Source organism: Rubricoccus marinus (assembly GCF_002257665.1).
GTDB lineage: Bacteria > Bacteroidota > Rhodothermia > Rhodothermales > Rubricoccaceae > Rubricoccus > Rubricoccus marinus.
The window spans coordinates 636,610-656,434 of sequence record NZ_MQWB01000001.1; the positions used below are offsets into that span (position 1 = coordinate 636,610).

Genomic DNA, 19,825 nt, shown 5'->3' on the forward strand with positions numbered 1-19,825 from the left:
ACCGCGTACTGCGTAAGGGTGCGCGTAGGCTCCGTCCTGCGCGCCTGATCGTCCGGTCCCGAGGATCGGCTCTGTTCTCGCGCAGGACCCTGAGCCGATCTCCCTTTCGCATCCCGCACCACGCAGCACTCCTATGCCCCGTACGCTTATCACCGGAGGCTCCGGCTTCCTCGGCTCTCACCTCTGTGACCGGTTTATCGCCGAGGGCCACGAGGTCGTCTGCATGGACAACCTCATCACAGGCAGCACGGACAACATCGCGCACCTGATGGGGCACGAGCGGTTCGAGTTCGTCAAGCACGACGTTTCGAACTACATCTTTCTCGCAGGGCCGGTCGACAACGTGCTGCACTTCGCGAGCCCGGCGTCGCCGATCGACTACCTGGAGCTTCCCATCCAAACGCTCAAGGTGGGCTCGCTGGGCACGCACAACGCGCTCGGTCTCGCCAAGGCCAAGGGTGCGACGTTCCTCATCGCGAGCACGAGCGAGGTCTACGGCGACCCGCTCATCCACCCGCAGCCGGAGACGTACTGGGGCAACGTCAACCCCATCGGCAGCCGCGGCGTCTACGACGAGGCCAAGCGCTTCGCCGAGGCCATCACGATGGCCTACCACCGCTACCACGGCGTCGACACGCGCATCCTGCGCATCTTCAACACCTACGGCCCGCGCATGCGGCTCGACGACGGCCGCGCCCTCCCGGCGTTCATGGGCCAGGCGCTCCGCGGCGAGCCCATCACGGTCTTCGGCGACGGCTCCCAAACGCGCTCCTTCCAGTACGTCGATGACCTCGTCGAGGGCATCTGGCGCCTGCTCGCCAGCGGCGAGCACGATCCGGTCAACATCGGCAACCCGGACGAGGTCTCCATTCTGGAGTTCGCACAGGAGGTCGTCGCGCTGACCGGCTCGTCGTCCGAGATCGTCCACAAGGAGCTTCCCGCCGACGACCCCAAGATCCGCCAGCCCGACATCACGCGCGCCCGCGAGATCCTCGGCTGGGAGCCCCGCGTGGACCGCGCCGACGGGCTCAAGCGCACGCTGGACTACTTCCGCGACGCCGTCGCGGCCTAGCGCTGGCAGGAGGGGGGCAGTAGGGAGTAGCCAGTAGCAGACACGCCTGCGTCAGAGGCCTCTGGCGTAGACGTCGCGCCGCTCTAGTCCGCGCCTCTGGCGCCAGAGGCGGATACCATTCTGCCACTGGCGACGGGCCCACCCCACTGGCTCCGCATCCCTCCAACCCGCACCCCGCCGCGCCAGCGGCCATCCCTCTCCCCAATGCTCGAACTCGCCCTTAAGGCCGCCCGCGCAGGCGGCGACGCCATCCTGCCCTTTGTCAGCCAACCCATCCCGACCGAGTACAAGTCGGACGACTCGCCGCTGACGCAGGCCGACCTCGCCAGCCATCACGCGATCGTCGCGATCCTGGAGGCCGAGACGCCCGAGATCCCGATCCTCTCCGAAGAGGGCGACCCGCAGAACGTGGACCGCAGCGGCTGGACCCGCTTCTGGTGCATCGACCCGCTCGACGGGACCAAGGAGTTCGTTAAGGGCTCGGGCGAGTTCACGGTCAACGTGGCGCTGATCGAAAGCGGCGTGCCGACGATGGGTGTGGTCCACGTGCCGGTCAAAAATGTGACCTATCTCGGGGACGCCTCTGGCGCCTTCAAGGAGGAGAACGGGTCGCGCCGCACGATGAGCACGCGCCCGGCGCCAGAGGCTGCGCTAACGGTCGTTGCCTCTCGCGACCACGCCGGACCCGAGATCGCGGCGTGCATCGAGCGCATCGAAGCGGACGGACGCGCGGTGGAGGCGACCAGCATGGGCTCGTCGCTCAAGTTCTGCCTCGTCGCCGAGGGCGCCGCCGACTTTTACCCGCGCACGGGCCCCACGATGGAGTGGGACACCGCCGCCGCGCACGCCGTGTTGAACGCCGCGGGCGGTCGCCTCGTCGCGCTCAAAGGCGAGCACAAGGGCGAGGCGCTCCCCTACAACCGCGCCAACCTGCTCAACCCGCCCGTGGTGGCGTGGGGTGACCCGAGCCTGGAGTGGGAGGCGTGGCTCGACGGGCTGGTTTAGAGCCTCTGGCGCATCAGAGTTGTTCGGCGCCGGTATTAGGTGTTCGCCAGGGACCTCACCGCGCTTCCTTCCAGCGCCAGAGGCAGATTCTCCACGAGGCCACTGCGAGAACCGACCTCTAGCGGTAGGCTTGCGCCTCCCTCCCCCGCAACGTTTTGTCTCTCGGCTGGACCGCCTGGTACACGCTCGCCGTTCTCGTCCTGATGGTCGTGGGGTTGGTGCGGTCGTGGGCGCGGACGGATCTCGTCCTGCTTGGCTCGCTCGGGCTCCTGCTGATCGCGGGCGTGCTTTCGCCAGAGGATGCTTTTGCGGGGTTTGCCAACCCGGCGGTGATTGCGATTGGAGCCCTCTTCGTCGTCGCTGCTGGTGTTGACCGGACAGGAGCGCTTGGGTTCGTGGACGGGCTTCTACGCCCACGGAGCGCGAGCAAGGGGGCGGCCGTCGTCCGGCTGTTCGTCCCGACGGCAGTGCTTTCAGGGGTTCTGAACAACACCCCGGTCGTGGCGATGCTGATTCCTCGCATTCAGGCGTGGGCGCGAGAGAGAGGGATTCCAGCTTCCAAGTTGCTCATCCCCCTTTCGACGGCCGCGATTGTTGGCGGCTGGCTCACGTTGATTGGCACAAGCACGAACGTCGTAGTGCACGGCCTGATGCAGGCAGAGGGACTCGATGGCTTCTCCTTCTTCGACCTCACGTACATCGGAGTCCCGGCCGTTCTCGCCGTCGGTGCCTACTACGCGCTTATCGGACACCGTCTCCTGCCCAATCGGGATGGAGCCGGCGGCGCCCCCCGGCAGGATTACCGATTCGAACTCCTTGTCTCGCCTGAGGCCTCTTGGCTGGGGCAAACCGTCGAGGAGGCCGGGCTCCGTATGCTCGGTGACGCTTTCCTCTCGCGCATCCGGCGCGGAGATTCCGTTTTTGGTGCCTCCCCTGAGACGCCACTAGAGGCAGGAGACGTGCTGGAGTTCGCAGGGGACGCGCAGGCGCATGACGCGCTACTCGCGCGCCCCGGCCTCTTGCGGAAGGCGCCAACGGTTGGAGACGGCTCAGAGGCGGATCTCCCGCTCTTCGAAGTCGTCGTCGCGCCGGGATCTCGACTGGAGGGCAAGACACTCAAGAGCGCCGATTTTCGGGAGCGGTACGGCGGCGTCGTTCTCGCTATCCGGCGGCGTGATGGCCAGGTAGAAGGTGGTCTCGGAAACGTCTTTCTTCGCGCGGGAGACCTGTTGCTGGTCGAGGGCAAGGGGGCGCTCCAGAACCGGCTCTCGGTGCAGTCGCAGGATTTCGCTCTCGTCGCGCCGATCGACACGCTGCGCCCGATCACGAGCCGGGCGCCTATCGCGCTCGCTATCCTGTTTGGCATGATCGGGCTCGTGGCCTTTGGCTTACTGCCTCTGGCGTCCGCTGCGTTTGCCGCCGCGCTCGGGATGGTGGTCACGGGGTGTCTGCGTGGCCCTAGCGTACTCCGCGCGATGGATGGTCCTGTGCTGCTCGTCATCGGGGCCGCGCTCGGGATCGGCCACGCTGTTGAGGTGACCGGGCTCGCAGGTGTCGCCGCCAGAGGCGTGGAGCTCATTGGGGCGTGGGGCGGACCTGTAGGCGCACTCATCGCGGTCTACGTTGTAAGCAACCTTCTGGCAGAACTAGTGACGAACAAGGCCTCAGCAGCATTAATGGTGCCCGTTGCGTTAGCGGTCGCGGCAGATCTCGGGGCAGACCCGGTCGGCTTCTGCATTGCTGTGGCTGTGGGCAGCGCGGCCAGCTTCCTGACGCCCATCGGGTACCAAACGAACCTGATGGTGATGTCAGCGGGCGGCTACAAGTACACCGACTTCACGCGCGCTGGCGCGCCGGTGAGTCTCATCGTGGCCGTGGTCACCATTACGGTCTGTTCACTCGTATGGCTATAGCGCTCTAGGCTTCTAGCACCGAGGCGTGGGGAGGTTATGGAGGCCTGGAAACCATCGTTAGAGACCCCAGGAGCTAATACGAGGCGTTGGTGAAGCTCATATCCGATACGGGCCTGGGGTATAGCTTGGTCCTCGCACCAGAGGAACCAACCTCCGGTGACTTGGCAGACCTTCCGGACGACCCCCCAGCCGATATGGCGACCGTCGAGACGACCTACCGCGACTCGCACCTTCGTGCTCTCGAAGCCGAGGCCATCTTCATCATGCGCGAGGTAGCCTCGCAGTTCGAGCGCCCCGTGCTCCTGTTCTCGGGCGGCAAGGACTCCATCGTGATGACCCACCTGGCGCGCAAGGCGTTTCACCCGGGCACGATCCCCTTCCCGCTTCTGCACGTCGACACCGGTCACAACTTCGACGAGACCATCGAATTCCGCGACTGGCTCGTTGAGGAGTTGGGTGTCCGGCTCGAAGTGGCGTCCGTGCAGGATGCCATCGATAAGGGTCGCGTGGTGGAGGAGACCGGCCCCGAGGCGTCCCGCAACGGTCTCCAGATTGTACCGCTGCTCGATGCCCTCCAGGAGCACCAGTACGACGCTGCCTTTGGCGGTGGCCGCCGCGACGAGGAAAAGGCCCGCGCCAAGGAGCGCTTCTTCTCCCACCGCGACCGCTTCGGACAGTGGGACCCGAAGAACCAGCGCCCGGAGCTGTGGCACCTCTACAACGGTCACAAAAACGTCGGCGAGCACTTCCGCGTCTTCCCGCTCTCCAACTGGACGGAGATGGATGTGTGGCAGTACATCGCGCTGGAGGACATCGCGATCCCGAACCTCTACTTCGCCCACGAGCGCGAGGTGTTCGAGCGCCGCGGGACGATCCTCGCCAAGACCGACTTCATGGAGCTGCTCCCCGGTGAGGAGCTTCGCAAGCAGACCATCCGCTTCCGCACGATTGGTGACGCGACCTGCACGGGTGCCGTCAGCAGCACGGCCGCCACGCTCCCGGAGATCATCCAGGAGGTCGCCGCCGCCCGCGAGACCGAGCGCGGGGGGCGCCACGACGACAAGCGCTCCGAGGCGGCCATGGAGGACCGCAAAAAGCAAGGCTATTTCTAGAGGGACGTGGGGACTGGGGATAGGGGACTGGCAACACGATCGCCGTCTCCCGTCTGCCAGTCCCTAGAACCCAACCCCTAGTCCCTCAGACTCAGACGACCGGAATGACTACGAACGGAACGACCCCGCCAGAGGCCTCTGGCGACGCAGGCGACGACTACCTGGAGATGGACCTCCTGCGGTTTACCACCGCAGGCTCGGTGGACGACGGCAAGAGCACCCTTATCGGGCGCCTGCTGTACGACACCAAGTCCATCTTCCAGGACCAGATGGACGCCGTCGAGGAGGCGAGCAAGTCGCGCGGGATGACGGATGACGACAGCATCCCCAACCTCGCGCTGCTGACCGACGGGCTCCGCGCCGAGCGCGAGCAGGGCATCACGATCGACGTGGCTTACCGCTACTTCGCGACGCCCAAGCGCAAGTTCATCATCGCCGACACGCCGGGGCACGTCCAGTACACCCGCAACATGGTCACCGGCGCGAGCACGGCCGACCTCGCGGTGATCCTGATCGACGCCGCCAGAGGCGTGCAGACGCAGAGCAAGCGCCACGGCTTTATCGCCGCGCTCCTCGGCCTGCCGCACGTGGTCGTGTGCGTCAACAAGATGGACCTCGTGGGCTACTCCGAGAAGGTGTTCGAGGACATCGTGGACGAGTACACCGACTTCGCGGCGAAGCTGGACGTGAAGGACATCACCTTCATCCCCGTCAGCGCGCTCGTGGGCGACAACGTGGTCGACCGCAGCGACAAGATGCCGTGGTACGGCGGCTCGACGTTCCTGCACCACCTGGAGAGCGTCAACGTCGCGGGCGACAAGAACCTGTGCGACTTCCGCTTCCCGGTCCAGACGGTTATCCGGCCCAACCAGAGCTTCCGCGGCTTCGCGGGCACGATCGCCTCTGGCGCGATCCGCCCCGGCGAGGAGGTGATGGCGCTGCCCGCCGGCACCAAGAGCAAGGTCAAGGAGATCACGACGTTCCAGGGCGACCTGGCCGAGGCCCGCGCAGGCGAGGCGGTCGTAATCACGCTCGAAGACGAGATCGACGTCTCGCGCGGCGACATGCTCGTGCGGACGGGCAACACGCCGAGCGTAGGCAACAAGATCGAGGCGATGATGTGCTGGATGAGCGAGGAGCCTCTGGCGCGCGACCGGCACTACATCCTGCGCCACACGACCCGCGAGGTCAAGGCGTTCGTCGACGACATCCGCTACCGCGTCGACATCGACACGCTGCACCGGATGGACTCTGAGAGCCTCGCGCTCAACGAGATCGGCCGCGTGCTCGTGAGCACGGCGTCGCCGCTGTTCTACGACCGCTACAGCCTCAACAAGGAGACCGGCGCGTTCGTCCTCATCGACCCGTACTCCAACACGACGGTCGCAGCGGGCATGATCCGCGGCGAAGGCCAGGACGCCGACCGTGTCGCGGAAGCGGCGCAGCGGCTGGCGGGCATGGAGCGCAAGAAGTCGTCCAACGTGACGTGGGAGGGGCTCAACATCCCGCGCGAGGAGCGCGAGGCGAAGCAGACCCACAAGGCGGCCGCTCTCTGGTTCACGGGCCTCTCCGGCTCGGGCAAGACGACCGTCGCCCGCGAGGTGGAGAAGCAGCTCTTCGCCAGAGGCATCAAGACGATGCTGCTCGACGGCGATCAGGTGCGCCACGGCCTCTGCGGCGACCTCGGGTTCAGCCCGTCGGATCGCGCCGAGAACATCCGCCGCGTCGGCGAGGTCGCCCGTCTCTTCGTGGAGAGCGGCGCGCTCACGCTGTGCACCTTCGTCTCGCCCTACCGCGGCGACCGCGACTGGGTGCGCGAGCTGATGCCCGACGGCCGCTTCCTGGAGGTGTTTGTCGATGTAGACCTGGAGACCGCGAAGGCGCGCGACCCTAAGGGCCTCTACGCGAAGGTGGACGCTGGCGAGATCAAGAACTTCACCGGCATCAGCGCGCCGTACGAGGCGCCTGAGAACCCGGAGATGACGCTGAACACGACCGACGCGACCGTCGAAGAGTCCGCCGCCGAGGTGATTCGTCAGTTGGAGGCCGCCGGGTTGATTCCGGCCTCTGGCGAGTAGAGCGGTCGCCCAACGTATGATCCTGGACGACGGACGACGGACGACGGACGACATGCAGCCTCTGGCGCCAGAGGTCGGGCGTGTTCTGTCCGCGCGTCCGTGGTCTGTGGTCTGCGGTCTGCGGTCCTCAACGCCGTGACCGTTCGCGACACCACCCTGCCCGGCGTGCTCCTCATCGAGCCCGCCGTCTACGGCGACGCCAGAGGCTTCTTCCTGGAGACCTTCGAGGCGTCGCGCTACGAGGCCGCTGGCGTGCCGACAGAGTGGGTGCAGACCAACCACAGCCGCAGCCGCGCGGGTACGCTGCGCGGGCTGCACACGCAGATCCAGAATCCCCAGGGTAAGCTCGTCCGCGTCGCCAGAGGCTCGGTCTACGATGTCGTTCTGGACCTGCGGCGCGGCTCGCCCACCTTCGGGCAGTGGGAGGCGCACGAACTGGACGACGAGTCCCACCGCCAGCTCTGGATCCCGCCCGGCCTCGCGCACGGCTTCTGCGTCGTCTCGCCAGAGGCCGACTTCGTCTACGCCTGCACCGCGCGCTACGACGCGAGCGACGAGGGCGGCGTGATCTGGAACGACCCGGACCTCGGCATCCCGTGGCCTGTGGCCGACCCGCTGGTCTCGGAAAAGGACCAAAACCTGCCGCTACTGCGCGACCTCGGGATCAGCGATCTGCCTCTGGCGGGAAGTGAGGGCAACGTGTAAACGGCTCGCGAGACGTCGATGCTAGGGCCGGTCGCCAAGGCACCGGTGCGCGAGAGCGGTCCGGTGTCTTCGGCCTTATGTCCGGAGAGCGCAGCAGCGAAGGCGTCAGTCGTTAAGGATGAACTCGAGAGCGTACGGAACGGTAGAGCTCACAGCCTCGCCATCGCGGATGGCGGGAATGAACTGGGTGTGGTTCACCGCCCGGATAAGGGCCCGTTCGAGCGCTCGCCGGGCCTGAGAGAGCGTGGGGCGGGTGCGGGCGCGACCCTCTCGGCCTCCGCCCGTGAAGCTGGGCTCCCATGCCGTTAGCTGGCCCCCGTCCTGCAGCACGTTCGATTCCACAACCGTTACATCGGCCACCTTTCCGTCCGAGCCCACAGCGATCGCAACGGTGATCACACCCTCGACGCTTGCATCGATGGCTTCGATGGGCCACTCGACGTTGGACCGGAGCCGCTGCCAGCCGCCGAGGGGCTGAGCCGGAGTGTGGAGGCTACTCTCGATCTCTGAAGCGAGCGGTGGCGGCTCAAAACGGATGGGCATTGTGACGCGCGTCGGGACGGGGAGCCCTCCGATTCGTCCAGGCGTGAACTCCAGACCGTTGAGAGCTACCACGGCAGCAGCGCCGAGCGAGGGGTCGGGTGCCCGTCGTACGACCGCCTCCCGCGCGATGCCAGACGTGTCGACCACGGCCGACACGTACACCACGCCCCCGATGCCGGCGGCCTGTGCGGAGTCGGGGTAGACCACGCGCGCGGTCAGCGCCGCCAGCCCACCTACGATCTCCGGCGGCTCCTCCACGATATCGTAGACCGCGGCCACGCCAGAGGCCTCTGGCGCGTCTTGAGCGTGGAGGGGGAGTGCAACTGCGAGCGCGAGGAGAGGGAAGAGAAAACGCATCGATCTAAAAAACAGGGATGGAGAGCTCGGCCAGCGCGTGCCGAGGGTGCGCGGACGGAGACATACGGAGAGGCGGCGCGCGCTCCTCTCCCTTTCCGGTAGCTACGGACTCGGGCGCCCGAGGTCAATCCAGACCGACATCGGGGAGGGGGGCGTGCCCCGGGTCGGGAGTGATCTCCAGGCGCAGAGCCTCGCTTGCCGCCCGCAGCCGCGCTTCGGCCTCCGGTGCGGTCGGCGCGGTGACGATCAGGTGACCGACCTCCTGGCCCGTCCCCTCACGTCGGTCGACGCGGTCGCCGGGTTGGACGCGCAGGGTGACTTCCGTGACGCCTGGAAGCTCGCGCACTGTCTCCACGCCAGAGGCCACTCGGACGATGCCCTCGCCCGGATGGAGAATCTGGACGGCCGCGGCCTGGCGTGGCTGGGGAAGCTCGACGTGCTCGCCGCACTCGACGCGGAAGGCCAGTTCCCACGGGTCCATCTCGTAGGCGAGCGCCATCAGGCGCATCAGGTGCCCACCGGGGGGGCGCGCGGCCAACTCCCCGAAGACCGGGCCTTCCGGCGTCAGGAAGGCCTCCATGTGCGTCAGCCCCCGCTCCACGCCGAGCGCGCGCCACGCCGCACCGTGAAGGTCGCGGACGGCCTGTTCCTCTGGCGCCGCCAGAGGAGCAGGGACAACGCTCGCCTCGCCGACCGCGAGGTAGCGGGTCGGGTTCATCGCGCGCATCTGGCCGCCCCAGCCCAGCCCTTCGGCGCTCATCTCGGTTCCGTGGATGAACGCCTCGGCCATCCACCCGTCTTCGAGAGTCTCCGGCACCTCCGAGGCCTCCCGAGCGATGCGCGCGCCGCGTCCGCCTGACCCGACGCACGGTTTGACGACGAGAGGCAGACCGAGGCGCTCGACCAACTCGTCGCGAGTCAATCCCTCGCTGGCTTCGACGAAGTCGGCACAGGGGAGTCCTGCAGTCCGGATGGCCCGTTTCATCGCGCCTTTGTGGGTGCACAGGCGGGCCGCCTCTGGCGAGAGGCCGCCCAGGCCCAACGCCGCGCGGAGATGCGCTGCGGGAACGACGGACCGCTCCGTGAGCGCCACCACCGCGTCAATGCCTTCGCCCTTCAGGTCCGCCGCGAGGGTTTTCCAGGCCTCTGGCGGCGCGTCGAAAGACGCCTCGATGGTGTGGGCCGGTCGGAGCCGAGTGCTGGGGAGCGTCTCCGCGACGAGGATCGGGCGCAGGCCCATTCGCGCTGCGCTCTCGATGGCGGCTCGCCGCATCCCTACCAAAACGACCGTACGCATCGCGTCGGGGCTCGAAGTGTGTGATGGAGTCGGTCCCAGCCGCAAGCGCCGGAACGGCCGAAGGATAAACCACGATGCCAGTCAGACGTCCTCGCGCCGGTAGGGGACCGGCCGTGCGCCCCGGCGCGTGCGATCTTTCCCGGCATGCGCATCCTCGTTACCGGAGCCAACGGCCAGGTCGGCCACGCCGTCGCGGCGCTCGCGCGCCAGAAGCAGATGGACGTACGGGCCTTCGCGAGAGCGGACCTCGACATCACCGACGCCCAAGCCGTGGACCGAGCGGTCGCGGACGCCAGCGGCGCCGGGCCTCTGGCGCTTGTCAACGCGGCGGCTTACACCGCGGTGGACCGGGCCGAGAACGACCGCGAAGCGGCGTTCGCCGTCAACCGCGATGGCCCCGCGCATCTGGCCGAAGCCTGCGCCCGCCACGGCGCCGCGCTTGTCCACCTCTCGACGGATTACGTCTTCGACGGGGCCAAGGGCGCGCCTTACACAGAGGACGATGCGCCCGCTCCGCTGAACGTCTACGGCGAGAGTAAGTGGGCAGGGGAGGAGGCCGTCCGCCAGAGGCTGGAGCGACACGCCATCGTCCGTACGGCGTGGGTGTTCTCCGCCAGAGGCCACAACTTCATCCGCACGATGTGGCGCTTGGCGCACGAGCGAGAGGAACTCCGCGTGGTCGCGGACCAGACGGGCCATCCGACGTGGGCGGGCCACCTTGCAGAAGCGGTAGTCGTGCTCGCGAGAGGCCTGGCATCCGGGGGCGAGGCCGGGACCTTCCACGTGGCCGGAACGCCCTCCACGTCGTGGTATGGGTTGGCCGAGGCCGTCGTGGCCCAGGCGCGGGCCTCTGGCGAGAGCGCCGTCGCGAGCGTTCAGCCGATCCCGAGCTCGGAATACCCGACGCCTGCGGCGCGCCCGCCAGAGGTCCGCCTCGCGATGGAGAACGTTGCCCGAGCCTACGGTCTGGGAGCCTTCCGTTGGCAGGACGGAGTAGAGGCCGTCGCCCGGGAGTTGATGGCGGCGAGCCGTGAGGGGTGAGGGCGCCAGAGGCCTAACGGTTCGGTGTCTTTCAGGCATCGCCCCAGGCTCCGGCACGATGTTGGACAGAAGCGCGCTTGGATGGCAACGGCTGAGGCAGTAACGTCTGGAGCCCACTGCGCGCCAACTTGTGACCCTGACGCCTCTCGCGGCACCGAATGGCCTTTGCTTCTCTCCTTATTGGCTTCGCGGCTAGCCTCGCGACCGCGTTCCTCCTGGTGCCCGTTGTCGCGCGTATCGGCACTCGCGCGGGCTGGGTAGACGTACCAGACCGCTGGCGGAAGAACCACACGGCGCCGGTGCCCAATGCGGGGGGCATCGCGATCCTGTTTTCGGCGTTCGTGGGGGTGGGCGCCATCGCGCTCGGCGCGGCGTTCTGGCCGGACGCATGGGGTGCGATCCCGGCCCTCCCGGCGCGGCGCGTGCTGGTCGGGGCTTTGCTGGCGTCGGTTCTCGGGCTGGTAGACGACCGCGTAGACCTGCGCTTTCAAGTCAAGCTGGTTGCTCAGCTTCTGGTGGTGGCGCTCACCTTTAGCGCGAACCTGCGAATCGAAGTGCTGGACGGAGTGCTGGGCACTGGCGGGGTCGGTATGGCCGCCTCCTTCGCGCTGACGGCGCTGTGGATGGTGGGGATGATGAACGCTGTTAACCTCATCGACGGCATGGATGGGCTGGCCGCTGGCGTCGTTGCGATCGCCCTCGCGGGGCTCGCGGCGGTCCACGCCATTGGGGGGGACTTGGGCTCCCTGGTCCTCGTGGTGTCGGTCGTCGGGGCGCTGCTGGGCTTCCTGCGCTACAACCGCTCGCCAGCGAGCGTCTTCATGGGAGACAGCGGGAGCCTGTTCCTGGGGTACGTACTCGCGGCCTACGGCCTCCGCGGTTCGGCGCACGAGGACCCTCTGCTCCAACTCATCATCCCGGCGGTCGTGATGGGGCTGCCGCTGCTGGACCTGATTGTGTCCGTGTTGCGGCGGAAGCTGATGGGGCACTCGCTCTTCTTTGCCGACCATGACCACATCCACCACCGACTGGCCGCCCAGATGTCGTCCGGCGAAGCGGTGCGGGTGCTGTACTGGTTCAGCGTGTTCGTCGCTCTCGGCGCATGCGCGATGGCGGCTTTCCCGGCGCCTCTGGCGGCGCTGACGTTCGCGCTCGGCTCCGGCGTGGTGTACAGCTTCTTGCGCAGCATCGGCTACCTACCGTCGCCACGGCGGGTAGCGGCGCTGCTGACCAACCCCGAAGCGCTCCGCCGCGCCGGGCAGCTTCGCAGCGCGCGCATCGAGCGCCGGCGGCAGCAACGCGAGGCGAAGGCCAACCAGGGCGCCTGACCGCGCGCCTCTGGCGCCAGAGGCCGACCTACGCGCCGCGCTGCACGTCGATGGGCGCCCCGCCCGCTCCGATGGACCGCCGAGCGGCTTCCAGGATGCGGACCACGGCGAGGCCTTCGCGCCCGTCCGAGCGCGGCGCGCGGCCCTGCCGGATCGCGGAGGCGAACTCCTCGACCTCGAGCCTCAGCGGCTCGGCCCGGTCGATGCGCGGAACGAGCACGTCGCCGGAACGGACCGAAAGCGCGTCGGCGTAGGGAACCGTTCCGTCGCGTTCGCTCGCGGGCGTGCCCACGCCCTTGTCGTAGACGCGGACGGGCTCGGCGGCCTCCATGTCGTCGATAACCGCCATCTGCTCGCTGCCGACGACCGTTGTGCGGCGGACCTTGTGCGGGTCCAGCCACGAGCAGTGGAGGTGCGCGATCTCGCCGCCCTCGAACGTCACGCTCGCGAAGACGACATCCTCCGGCCCGCCGGGCTGGAGGTACGCGTGGCCTCTGGCGGAAACGGAGACGGGCTCGCCTGGAATGAGCGAGAGCGCGATCGCGAGGTCGTGCGGCGCGAGGCTGTCGAACGCGCTCTCGTGCTCGCGCACGATCCCGAGGTTGACGCGCACGCTGTAGAGGTAGCGGATCTGCCCCAGCGTGCCCGCGCGGACGAGCGACTCGACGTGCCGGTACGCCGGGTGGTAGCGCAAGAGGTGGCCCACCATCAGCCGCAGGTCCCGCGCGTCGGCCAGCGCCACGAGGGCTTCCGCCTCGGCCTCGGTCTGCGCCAGAGGCTTCTCCACGAACACGTGCTTGCCGGCTTCCAGCGCCCGCGTCGCGATGCTCGCGTGCGTTGGCGTCTCGGTCGCCACGATGACGGCCTCGATGGACGGGTCCGCCAGAACCGAGTCAAGGTCGCCCGTCAGCCGGGCCTCTGGCGCGAGGCGGCCGGCGACGTCGCGCGCGTCCTCGTCGCGGTCACACACGGCGACAACTTCGGCGCCGGGCATGGCGGCGGCGTTGCGGAGCAGGTTGCGCCCCCAGTAGCCCACGCCGATCTGGGCCAGGCGGAGCGGCTCGGTGTAGGCGAACGACGACATCAGGCGGGTACGGGCTGGGTGACGAGGTCGCGGACGGCACGGGCGACGCGCGCGAGGTCGTCCTGCGAGAGGTGCGGGTGCATCGGCAGCGAGAGCACCTCGCGGCAGGCCCGCTCGGTCTCAGGCAACGGGCCTCTGGCGCCTGCTGCGTAGGGCGGCATCTCGTGGAGTGGGACCGGGTAGTACACCATCGTTGGGATGCCCCGCTCGCGCAGCCCGTCCGCGACGGCGTCGCGGTCCGCCACGCGCAGGGTGTACTGGTGAAACACGTGCCGCGCGCCAGAGGCCCGAGGGGGGCGCGTGACCTCCGGGAGGTGCGCGAAGTGGTCGTCGTAGACCGCCGCGGCCAGGCGCCTCGCAGTGGTCCACGCAGGCAGGTGGCGCAGCTTGACGCGCAGGATGGCGGCCTGCATGGCGTCCAGGCGCGAGTTGATGCCGACCTCGGTGTGGAAGTACTTCCGCGCCGCGCCGTGGTTGGCGATGCGCCGCGCGCGCTCCGCCAGAGGCGCACTCGTGGTGTAGACCGCGCCGCCGTCGCCATAGGCGCCGAGGTTTTTAGACGGGTAGAAGGAGAGCGTCCCGAGGTCGCCCGCCAGCCCCGCCGCCTCGCCGCCGCGCGTGGCGCCGATGGCCTGCGCCGCGTCCTCCACAATCGGGATGCCGCGCGGCTCGCAGACGGACCGGAGCGCAGCCATGTCCGCCATCTGCCCGAACAGGTGGACCGGGACCACGGCCTTCGTGCGGTCCGTGATCGCGGCCTCGACGGCCTCTGGCGCGAGGTTGAACGTGGCGGGGTCGATGTCCGCGAAGACCGGGACGGCGCCCAGCAAAGCCGCCGCCTCCGCCGTCGCGACGAACGTGAACGAAGGGCAGACGACCTCGTCGCCCGGTCCTACGCCGAGCGCCATGAGCGCGATCTGAAGCGCGTCCGTCCCGTTCGCACAGCCGATCACGTGGGCCTCTGGCGCGCGGGCGTCCAGATCGGCGACGTACGCCGCGAGCGCGGCCTCGAAGCCCGCCACGATGGGGCCTCGGACGAACGCCGTCGCGTCCAAGATGCCCGCGAGGGCGGCGTCGAGTTCGGGGCGGATAGAGGCGACCTCGGCCTTGAGGTCCACCATGCTGAGCGGGCGTCCGGGCGCCTCTGGCGTGTGTACGTGCATGGCGGGAAGCTACGGGGCGTCCGCACTACGAGGCTGCGGCTGCGGACGCCACGCCAGAGGCTACGGTTTGGTCACGCCGCGGAGGCGATCGGTCTCACCCCCCGTTTTCGCGCAGTTGCTCGGGCGCCACGTCGCGCGTCTCCCTCGCGGGGACACCCACGTGCACGCGCCCGCCAGAGGCGCCCCGCGTGAGCACCGCGCCCGCGCCGACGACGGCCTCTGGCGCCACCTCCACGCCCGGTAGGAGCACGGCGCCGACGCCCAGTCGCGCGCTCTGCCGGACGGTCGGGCCGCCGAAGCGCTCTTTGCGCTCTTCCGTTCGGCCCATAAAGGCGTCGTTGCTCGTGAGAACGCCCGGCGCGACGAACACGTCGTCTTCGACGGTCGTGAAGGCGGTGATGTACGCGTTCGTTTCCAGCTTGCATCGCGCGCCAACAGTAGAATCGTTTTCGATGGCGACGCCGCGCCCCACGATGGTTTCGGCTCCTACCACGACGCGCTCGCGGACCGTCGCGTAGTCCGCCACGAGCACGCGCTTACCGATCTCGCATCCGCGGTACAACACCGCCCCGGTCCCAATGATGCTATCCGCGCCGATCGCCAGAGGCGCGAGGTCCGGCGCGCCAGATGTCGTCGCGCTACGGGCCGCCCGCATTGGCCGCTTGCCGAGCACGGCGTGGTCGTCCACGCGCACGCCCTCGCCGATCTCCACGTCCTCGTGGATCACCACGTGGTGTCCGATGGTGCACCCCGCCCCGATCCGCGCGCCTCTGGCGACAACGGAGAAGTGACCCACGGCCACGTCGGGCGCGAGCATGGCGCCAGAGGCGACCTGGGCTGTGGGGGAGAGGCGGTCGGTCATGGGATCGGAGGCGGGCGGGCGGCGTAGCTTCGGCAAGCTATCCCCGCTTCTGCTATGCCTCTCCTCGCTTTCCTCCTCGCGCCCACGCCCGAGGGCTACGGCACTGGCCTCGAATGGCTGCCCATCGTCAGCTTCGTCGTGCCGCTGTTGCTCCTCGCCGCGATCTGGTTCCTCGGCAGCCGCAACACGGTATAGCGCCTCTGGCGCCAGAGGCCTGCCGCGACGCGCCCTTGGCGCGGACCGAAACAGACGACGCCGCCCCGGATGTCCCGGAGCGGCGTCGCGCGTTTTCTAGACGAGGCGAAGATCAGCCGCCCGCCTCAGCGTTGGCGTTCTCCATCTCGTTGAGGTAGTACTCGGCCCAAGAGGCCCAAGAGCCCTCCTTGGCAGCCGTGAAGGCCTCACGTGCGGCGTCCTCGTTCTCGGCGCCCATGTGAGCGAGGCCGAGCTGAATGAAGTACGCCGAACGGTCCGGCTGGCCTTCGCTCTGGTCAACCGCCAGCTGCGCGTAGTGCGTGGCCTCTTGCGAGCGCCCGAGAGCGTTCAACGCCTTGGCGTAGTAGAACGCGACCTGCGAGGAGTCGTAGTCCGCGTTCATGCGGACATCCTCCAAGAGCTCGAACGCCGTGTTCGCAGCGCTCTCCGAGAGCGGCTCGGCCTGCAGAAGGGTAGTTGCGCGGGTGATCTTGTCGTTCACGGCCTGCGCGCCCTGCTCCTCTTCGATGCGGGCCTCTACCACGCGGCGCTCTTCGCGAGCGGCGTCGAAGATGTTGCCCATGCCCTCCACGCCCTCAGCGAGCTCAATCGCCTTGCGGTAAGAGACCATCGCGGCCTTCAGGTTGTTGAGGCGGACGTACGAACGGGCCTGCCCAAACGGGTTCTTGGCGTAGGTCGAGTCGAGCTCGTATCCCTCGGAATAGCGCTCAAGCGCCATCTCGTAATCGGAGGCCTTGAACAGGGAGTCCGCTTGCATGGAGAGCATGCGGGAACGGTCGGGATCGAACGTGACGACCTCTACGGTGTCGGCCATCATCTCCATCTCCATCATGTCGGAGGAGTCAGCAGGAGCATCTTGGGCCGAAGCGGTACCGGCAAAAGCGAGGGCCGCCAGGAGCGGAAGGAAACGAGTCATGGGGAGGGGGGTGATGTCGAGTGTGGCGGATGCGGACAGCCGGGAAACTACAGAGACCGTGCCGGTGCTGAAACGGCACATCTGCGCCCCTTCGTACCCGCAAAGTGTCCACCATGCCAGACGGCCGTGCCGCGGTGCCACGACGGACCGCGTCACCTTGGCGACGGAGACCGCCGCCCTGTCGCCTCTGGCGAGAGCGGTGCGGGGCTCCCGGCCACCAGAGGCCGCTAGAAGTTGGGCAGGATCCCGGACTGCTCACTGTACCGGTCGATGATTGCGACCGCCTCGTCGGGGTCGTCCGTGAGGGTAAACAGGTCCGTGTCCTCTGGCGAGATAAAGCCACCCGCTTTGAGCGTGCCGTCGATCCAGTCGAGCAGCCCGCTCCAGTACTCCGTGCCCATCAGGACGACGGGGAAGCGCGCGGTCTTGTGCGTCTGGATAAGGGTGAGGCTCTCAAACAACTCGTCCATCGTGCCGAAGCCGCCCGGCAAGACCACGAAGCCCTGGGCGTACTTGACGAACATCACCTTCCGCGCAAAGAAGAAGTCGAAGTTGAGCAAGCCCGTGGCGTCTACGTACGGGTTCGCGCTCTGCTCGTGTGGCAGCACAATGTTCAAGCCGATCGAGACGCCGCCGGCCTCTTGCGCGCCCTGGTTCGCCGCCTGCATGATCCCCGGGCCGCCCCCCGTTATCACCGCGTAGCCGCGCTCGGAGAGCTTCCGGCCAACGGTGACGCCCATCTCGTAGTAGGGGTGGTCTGGGGGCGTCCGTGCCGAGCCGAACACGGACACGCTGGGGCCGCACTGGCCCATCCGTTCGTAGCCCTCCACGAACTCGCTCATGACGCGGAATACCTGCCACGTCTCCTTGACGCGCATCTGTTGCCAGGCCATCATCTCCTCTGGCGTCATTTCCTTGGAGGCGTCGAAAGGGGTGGGTTGGCGGTTATCAGTCGACATGAGTTTGGGGAGTGGGATTAAGGGGGAACGTACCGACGCACACCCCCAAACGAGAACCGCCCCCGGCCGAGGTGGCCGGGGGCGGTTGACAACGGGCGCGCCAGAGGCGGGCCTAAAGATCGGCCTTAGTTGAGGCCGTTCTGACGGCTGTACTCGTCGCGGTAGGAGGGGTCCTCCATGTTCTGACGGAACTGCTCGCTCGGGTAGATGGCGATCTCTACACGGCGGTTCTGCGGGCTCGTGCCGGGGATGCCGGGGATCGGCTCCATCTCGCCACGGCCGAAGTTCTCCAGACGGTTGCTGGCAACGCCCTGCACGGCGAGGAAGTCACGGACCGAGCGGGCGCGGGCCTCAGAGAGGTTCTGGTTCAACTGCGTACCACCGTCCGTAGAGGCGTGTCCGACGATGGTCACGTCGTAGTTGGGGTAGCGGTTGAGGCTGGCCGCGAGGTCGCGGAGGTCAGCCTGGACGCCAGCCTTCAGCGTGGACTTGCCGAGGTCGAACAGCAGGTCGTTGTTGAAGTTGATCGCGATGGCGGTCGTGTTGCCGTCCTCGCTCGGGATCGGCGTCACCGTGACGTCATCGGGGAGGTCGTTGTCGAGCTCGCGGGCCTGGCGGTCCATCTGGCGGCCGATCACGGCGCCTGCTGCGCCGCCCACGGCGGCACCGATGATGGCGCCTCTGGCGGTCGAGCCCGTGGCGCGGCCGATCACGGCGCCGATGACTCCACCGGAGCCTGCGCCGACGACGGCGCCCTTACCGGTGTTGTTCATCCCGGAGCAGCCGGTCTGAGAGATGCCGAGAACGAGGAGAAGCGCGAGCGGCAAGGCCGCGAGGCGGAGTCGGGAGAGAGTCATGGTGGGGCGGCGTGAACCGCGGTGGGTGTGAGGGGCACCGGTGGGAAGAGTGGCGCCTGATACTGTGTGTCCCCCCTTTCAAGTTCCATGCCCGGCGCGTCGGGAGGGTGGAAAACGGGCCGTGAGGGCGCCTCTGGCGTGCGGAGCTGTCCGAGACAGTGAACACCGGTGTCGCCCTTTCGGACCGTTTGTGAGGCTCTGGCCGCGCCAGAGGTCGTGGAAGTCACGGGCGGTTCAACCGGGCCGTGGAGGGCCCGCGTAGCTTTCCCGCCTACTCCTTTAGCTCGCTCTCTCAGAATGCGCCTCATCGTCCCCATGGCTGGTCGCGGCACCCGCCTCCGCCCGCACACCCACGTTACGCCGAAGCCGCTCCTGCCCGTCGTGGGCCGGACGATGGTGGAACGCATCGTCGAAACCTTTGCCGAGGCCATCGGCGACTTCGAGGAGGCGGTCTTCATCCTCGGCCCTGACTTCGGGGACGGCGTCAAGGCGGAGCTCTCGGAGATCTGCTCGCGGTTCGGCATCGAGGCCTCGTTTGGCGTGCAGGAGACCGCCAAGGGTACGGCTCACGCCATCGCGCAGGCCGGCGACAAGCTGGACGGCGAGTGCGTGCTCGTCTTCGCGGACACGCTTTTCGTCATGGACGCGGCGCCGGACCTGGACGCCGACGCTGTGGTATGGGTGATGGAGGTCGAGGACCCCTCGCGCTTTGGCGTCGTGGTCAAGGACGGCGACCGGATCTCGGACTTCGTGGAGAAGCCGGACACGCCGATCTCCAACGAGGCCATCGTGGGCATCTACTACGTCCGCGAGGGCGAGCGCCTGGGCCGCGAGATCGCGTACCTGATGGATAACAACATCACGGGTAAGGGCGACGAGTTCCAACTCACCGACGCGCTGGACCGGATGCTGAAGGACGGCGCGACGTTCAAGACGGCCGCCGTGACGGAGTGGCTGGACTGCGGCACGATCCCCGCCATCCGCGACACCTCCCGCATCGTGCTCGCCAAAGAGGGCGAGAACCGGAAGGAGGGGACGATCGAGAACAGCCAAATCATCGAGCCGGTTTTTATCGGCGAGGGCGCGACGGTCAAGGACTCCGTGGTGGGTCCGTACGTCGCCATCCACAGCGGCGCGACGGTCACAGAGTCCGCCGTCCGCGACACGATCGTCTTCGGCGACTCAACCATCGACAGCACAGCGCTCGAAGGGTCGCTCGTGGGCCACAACGCCCACGTGCGGGGCTTTGCCGGCACGCTCAACATCGGCGATCACGCGACCGTCGGACCGGAGGAGTAGCCTCTGGCGGGTCGACCT

General features: G+C 67.9%; 18 protein-coding genes. 10 read left to right on the forward strand and 8 right to left on the reverse strand.

The genetic code is table 11. The annotated features are described in order from the left end of the window. Positions 1-133 precede the first annotated feature (133 nt). The 6 genes from BSZ36_RS02480 (at position 134) to rfbC (ending at position 7,885) form a co-directional block, all read left to right on the forward strand. Positions 134-1,072 carry a UDP-glucuronic acid decarboxylase family protein gene (locus tag BSZ36_RS02480; protein WP_094545675.1) on the forward strand — a complete coding sequence of 313 codons (939 nt, stop codon included), beginning with the start codon at positions 134-136 and terminating at the stop codon, positions 1,070-1,072. Between the two features lie 204 nt (positions 1,073-1,276). Continuing rightward, positions 1,277-2,077: a 3'(2'),5'-bisphosphate nucleotidase CysQ gene (cysQ, locus tag BSZ36_RS02485; protein ID WP_094545677.1), complete on the forward strand. Its 801-nt coding sequence runs from the start codon at positions 1,277-1,279 to the stop codon at positions 2,075-2,077. Positions 2,078-2,232: 155 nt separating this feature from the next. Continuing rightward, entirely contained in the window at positions 2,233-3,990 is a 1,758-nt protein-coding gene (locus tag BSZ36_RS02490; RefSeq protein ID WP_218827528.1) for an SLC13 family permease, read from the forward strand. A 194-nt stretch (positions 3,991-4,184) separates the two neighbouring features. Next, positions 4,185-5,102: a sulfate adenylyltransferase subunit CysD gene (gene cysD, locus BSZ36_RS02495; RefSeq protein WP_094545679.1), complete on the forward strand. Its 918-nt coding sequence runs from the start codon at positions 4,185-4,187 to the stop codon at positions 5,100-5,102. Between the two features lie 104 nt (positions 5,103-5,206). After that, entirely contained in the window at positions 5,207-7,180 is a 1,974-nt protein-coding gene (gene cysN, locus BSZ36_RS02500; protein ID WP_094545681.1) for a sulfate adenylyltransferase subunit CysN, read from the forward strand. A gap of 135 nt (positions 7,181-7,315) precedes the next feature. Then, a complete protein-coding gene (gene rfbC / locus BSZ36_RS02505; protein ID WP_094551120.1) occupies positions 7,316-7,885 on the forward strand; it encodes a dTDP-4-dehydrorhamnose 3,5-epimerase in 570 nt (189 codons plus the stop codon). Positions 7,886-7,990: 105 nt separating this feature from the next. On the opposite strand, the gene BSZ36_RS02510 is transcribed toward rfbC, so the two are convergent. Continuing rightward, positions 7,991-8,785 (reverse strand): TonB family protein, encoded by a 795-nt coding sequence (locus BSZ36_RS02510; protein ID WP_094545683.1) that lies wholly within the window; start codon positions 8,783-8,785, stop codon positions 7,991-7,993. Between the two features lie 124 nt (positions 8,786-8,909). Next, on the reverse strand, positions 8,910-10,082 hold the full coding sequence (locus BSZ36_RS02515) for an ATP-grasp domain-containing protein (RefSeq protein WP_094545685.1): 1,173 nt from the start codon (positions 10,080-10,082) through the stop codon (positions 8,910-8,912). A 144-nt stretch (positions 10,083-10,226) separates the two neighbouring features. Here BSZ36_RS02515 and rfbD point away from each other — a divergent pair, with 144 nt between their 5' ends. Next, positions 10,227-11,123: a dTDP-4-dehydrorhamnose reductase gene (rfbD, locus tag BSZ36_RS02520; protein ID WP_094545687.1), complete on the forward strand. Its 897-nt coding sequence runs from the start codon at positions 10,227-10,229 to the stop codon at positions 11,121-11,123. 158 nt (positions 11,124-11,281) lie between these two features. Continuing rightward, entirely contained in the window at positions 11,282-12,451 is a 1,170-nt protein-coding gene (locus BSZ36_RS02525) for an MraY family glycosyltransferase (RefSeq protein ID WP_094545689.1), read from the forward strand. 28 nt (positions 12,452-12,479) lie between these two features. Here the strand turns inward: BSZ36_RS02525 and BSZ36_RS02530 are convergent, their stop codons facing one another. The 3 genes from BSZ36_RS02530 to BSZ36_RS02540 all read right to left on the reverse strand — a co-directional run bounded on the left by BSZ36_RS02530 (position 12,480) and on the right by BSZ36_RS02540 (position 15,560). Continuing rightward, on the reverse strand, positions 12,480-13,535 hold the full coding sequence (locus BSZ36_RS02530; protein ID WP_094545691.1) for a Gfo/Idh/MocA family protein: 1,056 nt from the start codon (positions 13,533-13,535) through the stop codon (positions 12,480-12,482). Beyond that, positions 13,535-14,698, reverse strand: a complete 1,164-nt coding sequence (locus tag BSZ36_RS02535; RefSeq protein ID WP_218827529.1) for a DegT/DnrJ/EryC1/StrS family aminotransferase — start codon at positions 14,696-14,698, stop codon at positions 13,535-13,537. The genes BSZ36_RS02530 and BSZ36_RS02535 overlap by 1 nt, the downstream gene beginning before the upstream one ends. A 94-nt stretch (positions 14,699-14,792) precedes the next feature. Further along, positions 14,793-15,560, reverse strand: a complete 768-nt coding sequence (locus BSZ36_RS02540; protein WP_218827530.1) for an acyltransferase — start codon at positions 15,558-15,560, stop codon at positions 14,793-14,795. Positions 15,561-15,614: 54 nt separating this feature from the next. Between BSZ36_RS02540 and BSZ36_RS19190 the strand changes: the two genes are divergently transcribed. Further along, positions 15,615-15,755: a hypothetical protein gene (locus BSZ36_RS19190; protein ID WP_179270980.1), complete on the forward strand. Its 141-nt coding sequence runs from the start codon at positions 15,615-15,617 to the stop codon at positions 15,753-15,755. 112 nt (positions 15,756-15,867) lie between these two features. Here BSZ36_RS19190 and BSZ36_RS02545 read toward each other — a convergent pair whose 3' ends face one another. From BSZ36_RS02545 to BSZ36_RS02555, 3 genes are all read right to left on the reverse strand, one after another. Beyond that, on the reverse strand, positions 15,868-16,692 hold the full coding sequence (locus tag BSZ36_RS02545) for a tetratricopeptide repeat protein (protein WP_143536728.1): 825 nt from the start codon (positions 16,690-16,692) through the stop codon (positions 15,868-15,870). Between the two features lie 227 nt (positions 16,693-16,919). Then, entirely contained in the window at positions 16,920-17,651 is a 732-nt protein-coding gene (locus tag BSZ36_RS02550) for an LOG family protein (RefSeq protein WP_094545695.1), read from the reverse strand. Between the two features lie 125 nt (positions 17,652-17,776). Further along, on the reverse strand, positions 17,777-18,508 hold the full coding sequence (locus BSZ36_RS02555; RefSeq protein WP_094545697.1) for a YiaD family glycine zipper/OmpA-like lipoprotein: 732 nt from the start codon (positions 18,506-18,508) through the stop codon (positions 17,777-17,779). 297 nt (positions 18,509-18,805) lie between these two features. Between BSZ36_RS02555 and BSZ36_RS02560 the strand changes: the two genes are divergently transcribed. After that, positions 18,806-19,807 (forward strand): sugar phosphate nucleotidyltransferase, encoded by a 1,002-nt coding sequence (locus BSZ36_RS02560; RefSeq protein ID WP_094545699.1) that lies wholly within the window; start codon positions 18,806-18,808, stop codon positions 19,805-19,807. The last annotated feature ends 18 nt before the right edge of the window (positions 19,808-19,825 follow it).

Excerpts from the sequence above, each read along its gene's own strand:
- BSZ36_RS02545 (WP_143536728.1), bottom strand. The coding sequence starts at position 16,692 with ATGACTCGTTTCCTTCCGCTCCTGGCGGCCCTCGCTTTTGCCGGTACC.
- BSZ36_RS02535 (WP_218827529.1), bottom strand. The coding sequence starts at position 14,698 with ATGCACGTACACACGCCAGAGGCGCCCGGACGCCCGCTCAGCATGGTG.
- BSZ36_RS19190 (WP_179270980.1), top strand. The coding sequence starts at position 15,615 with ATGCCTCTCCTCGCTTTCCTCCTCGCGCCCACGCCCGAGGGCTACGGC.
- cysD (WP_094545679.1), top strand. The coding sequence starts at position 4,185 with ATGGCGACCGTCGAGACGACCTACCGCGACTCGCACCTTCGTGCTCTC.
- cysN (WP_094545681.1), top strand. The coding sequence starts at position 5,207 with ATGACTACGAACGGAACGACCCCGCCAGAGGCCTCTGGCGACGCAGGC.
- BSZ36_RS02515 (WP_094545685.1), bottom strand. The coding sequence starts at position 10,082 with ATGCGTACGGTCGTTTTGGTAGGGATGCGGCGAGCCGCCATCGAGAGC.
- BSZ36_RS02550 (WP_094545695.1), bottom strand. The coding sequence starts at position 17,651 with ATGTCGACTGATAACCGCCAACCCACCCCTTTCGACGCCTCCAAGGAA.
- BSZ36_RS02555 (WP_094545697.1), bottom strand. The coding sequence starts at position 18,508 with ATGACTCTCTCCCGACTCCGCCTCGCGGCCTTGCCGCTCGCGCTTCTC.
- BSZ36_RS02560 (WP_094545699.1), top strand. The coding sequence starts at position 18,806 with ATGCGCCTCATCGTCCCCATGGCTGGTCGCGGCACCCGCCTCCGCCCG.
- BSZ36_RS02530 (WP_094545691.1), bottom strand. The coding sequence starts at position 13,535 with ATGTCGTCGTTCGCCTACACCGAGCCGCTCCGCCTGGCCCAGATCGGC.
- BSZ36_RS02540 (WP_218827530.1), bottom strand. The coding sequence starts at position 15,560 with ATGACCGACCGCCTCTCCCCCACAGCCCAGGTCGCCTCTGGCGCCATG.
- BSZ36_RS02480 (WP_094545675.1), top strand. The coding sequence starts at position 134 with ATGCCCCGTACGCTTATCACCGGAGGCTCCGGCTTCCTCGGCTCTCAC.
- rfbD (WP_094545687.1), top strand. The coding sequence starts at position 10,227 with ATGCGCATCCTCGTTACCGGAGCCAACGGCCAGGTCGGCCACGCCGTC.
- BSZ36_RS02510 (WP_094545683.1), bottom strand. The coding sequence starts at position 8,785 with ATGCGTTTTCTCTTCCCTCTCCTCGCGCTCGCAGTTGCACTCCCCCTC.
- BSZ36_RS02525 (WP_094545689.1), top strand. The coding sequence starts at position 11,282 with ATGGCCTTTGCTTCTCTCCTTATTGGCTTCGCGGCTAGCCTCGCGACC.
- cysQ (WP_094545677.1), top strand. The coding sequence starts at position 1,277 with ATGCTCGAACTCGCCCTTAAGGCCGCCCGCGCAGGCGGCGACGCCATC.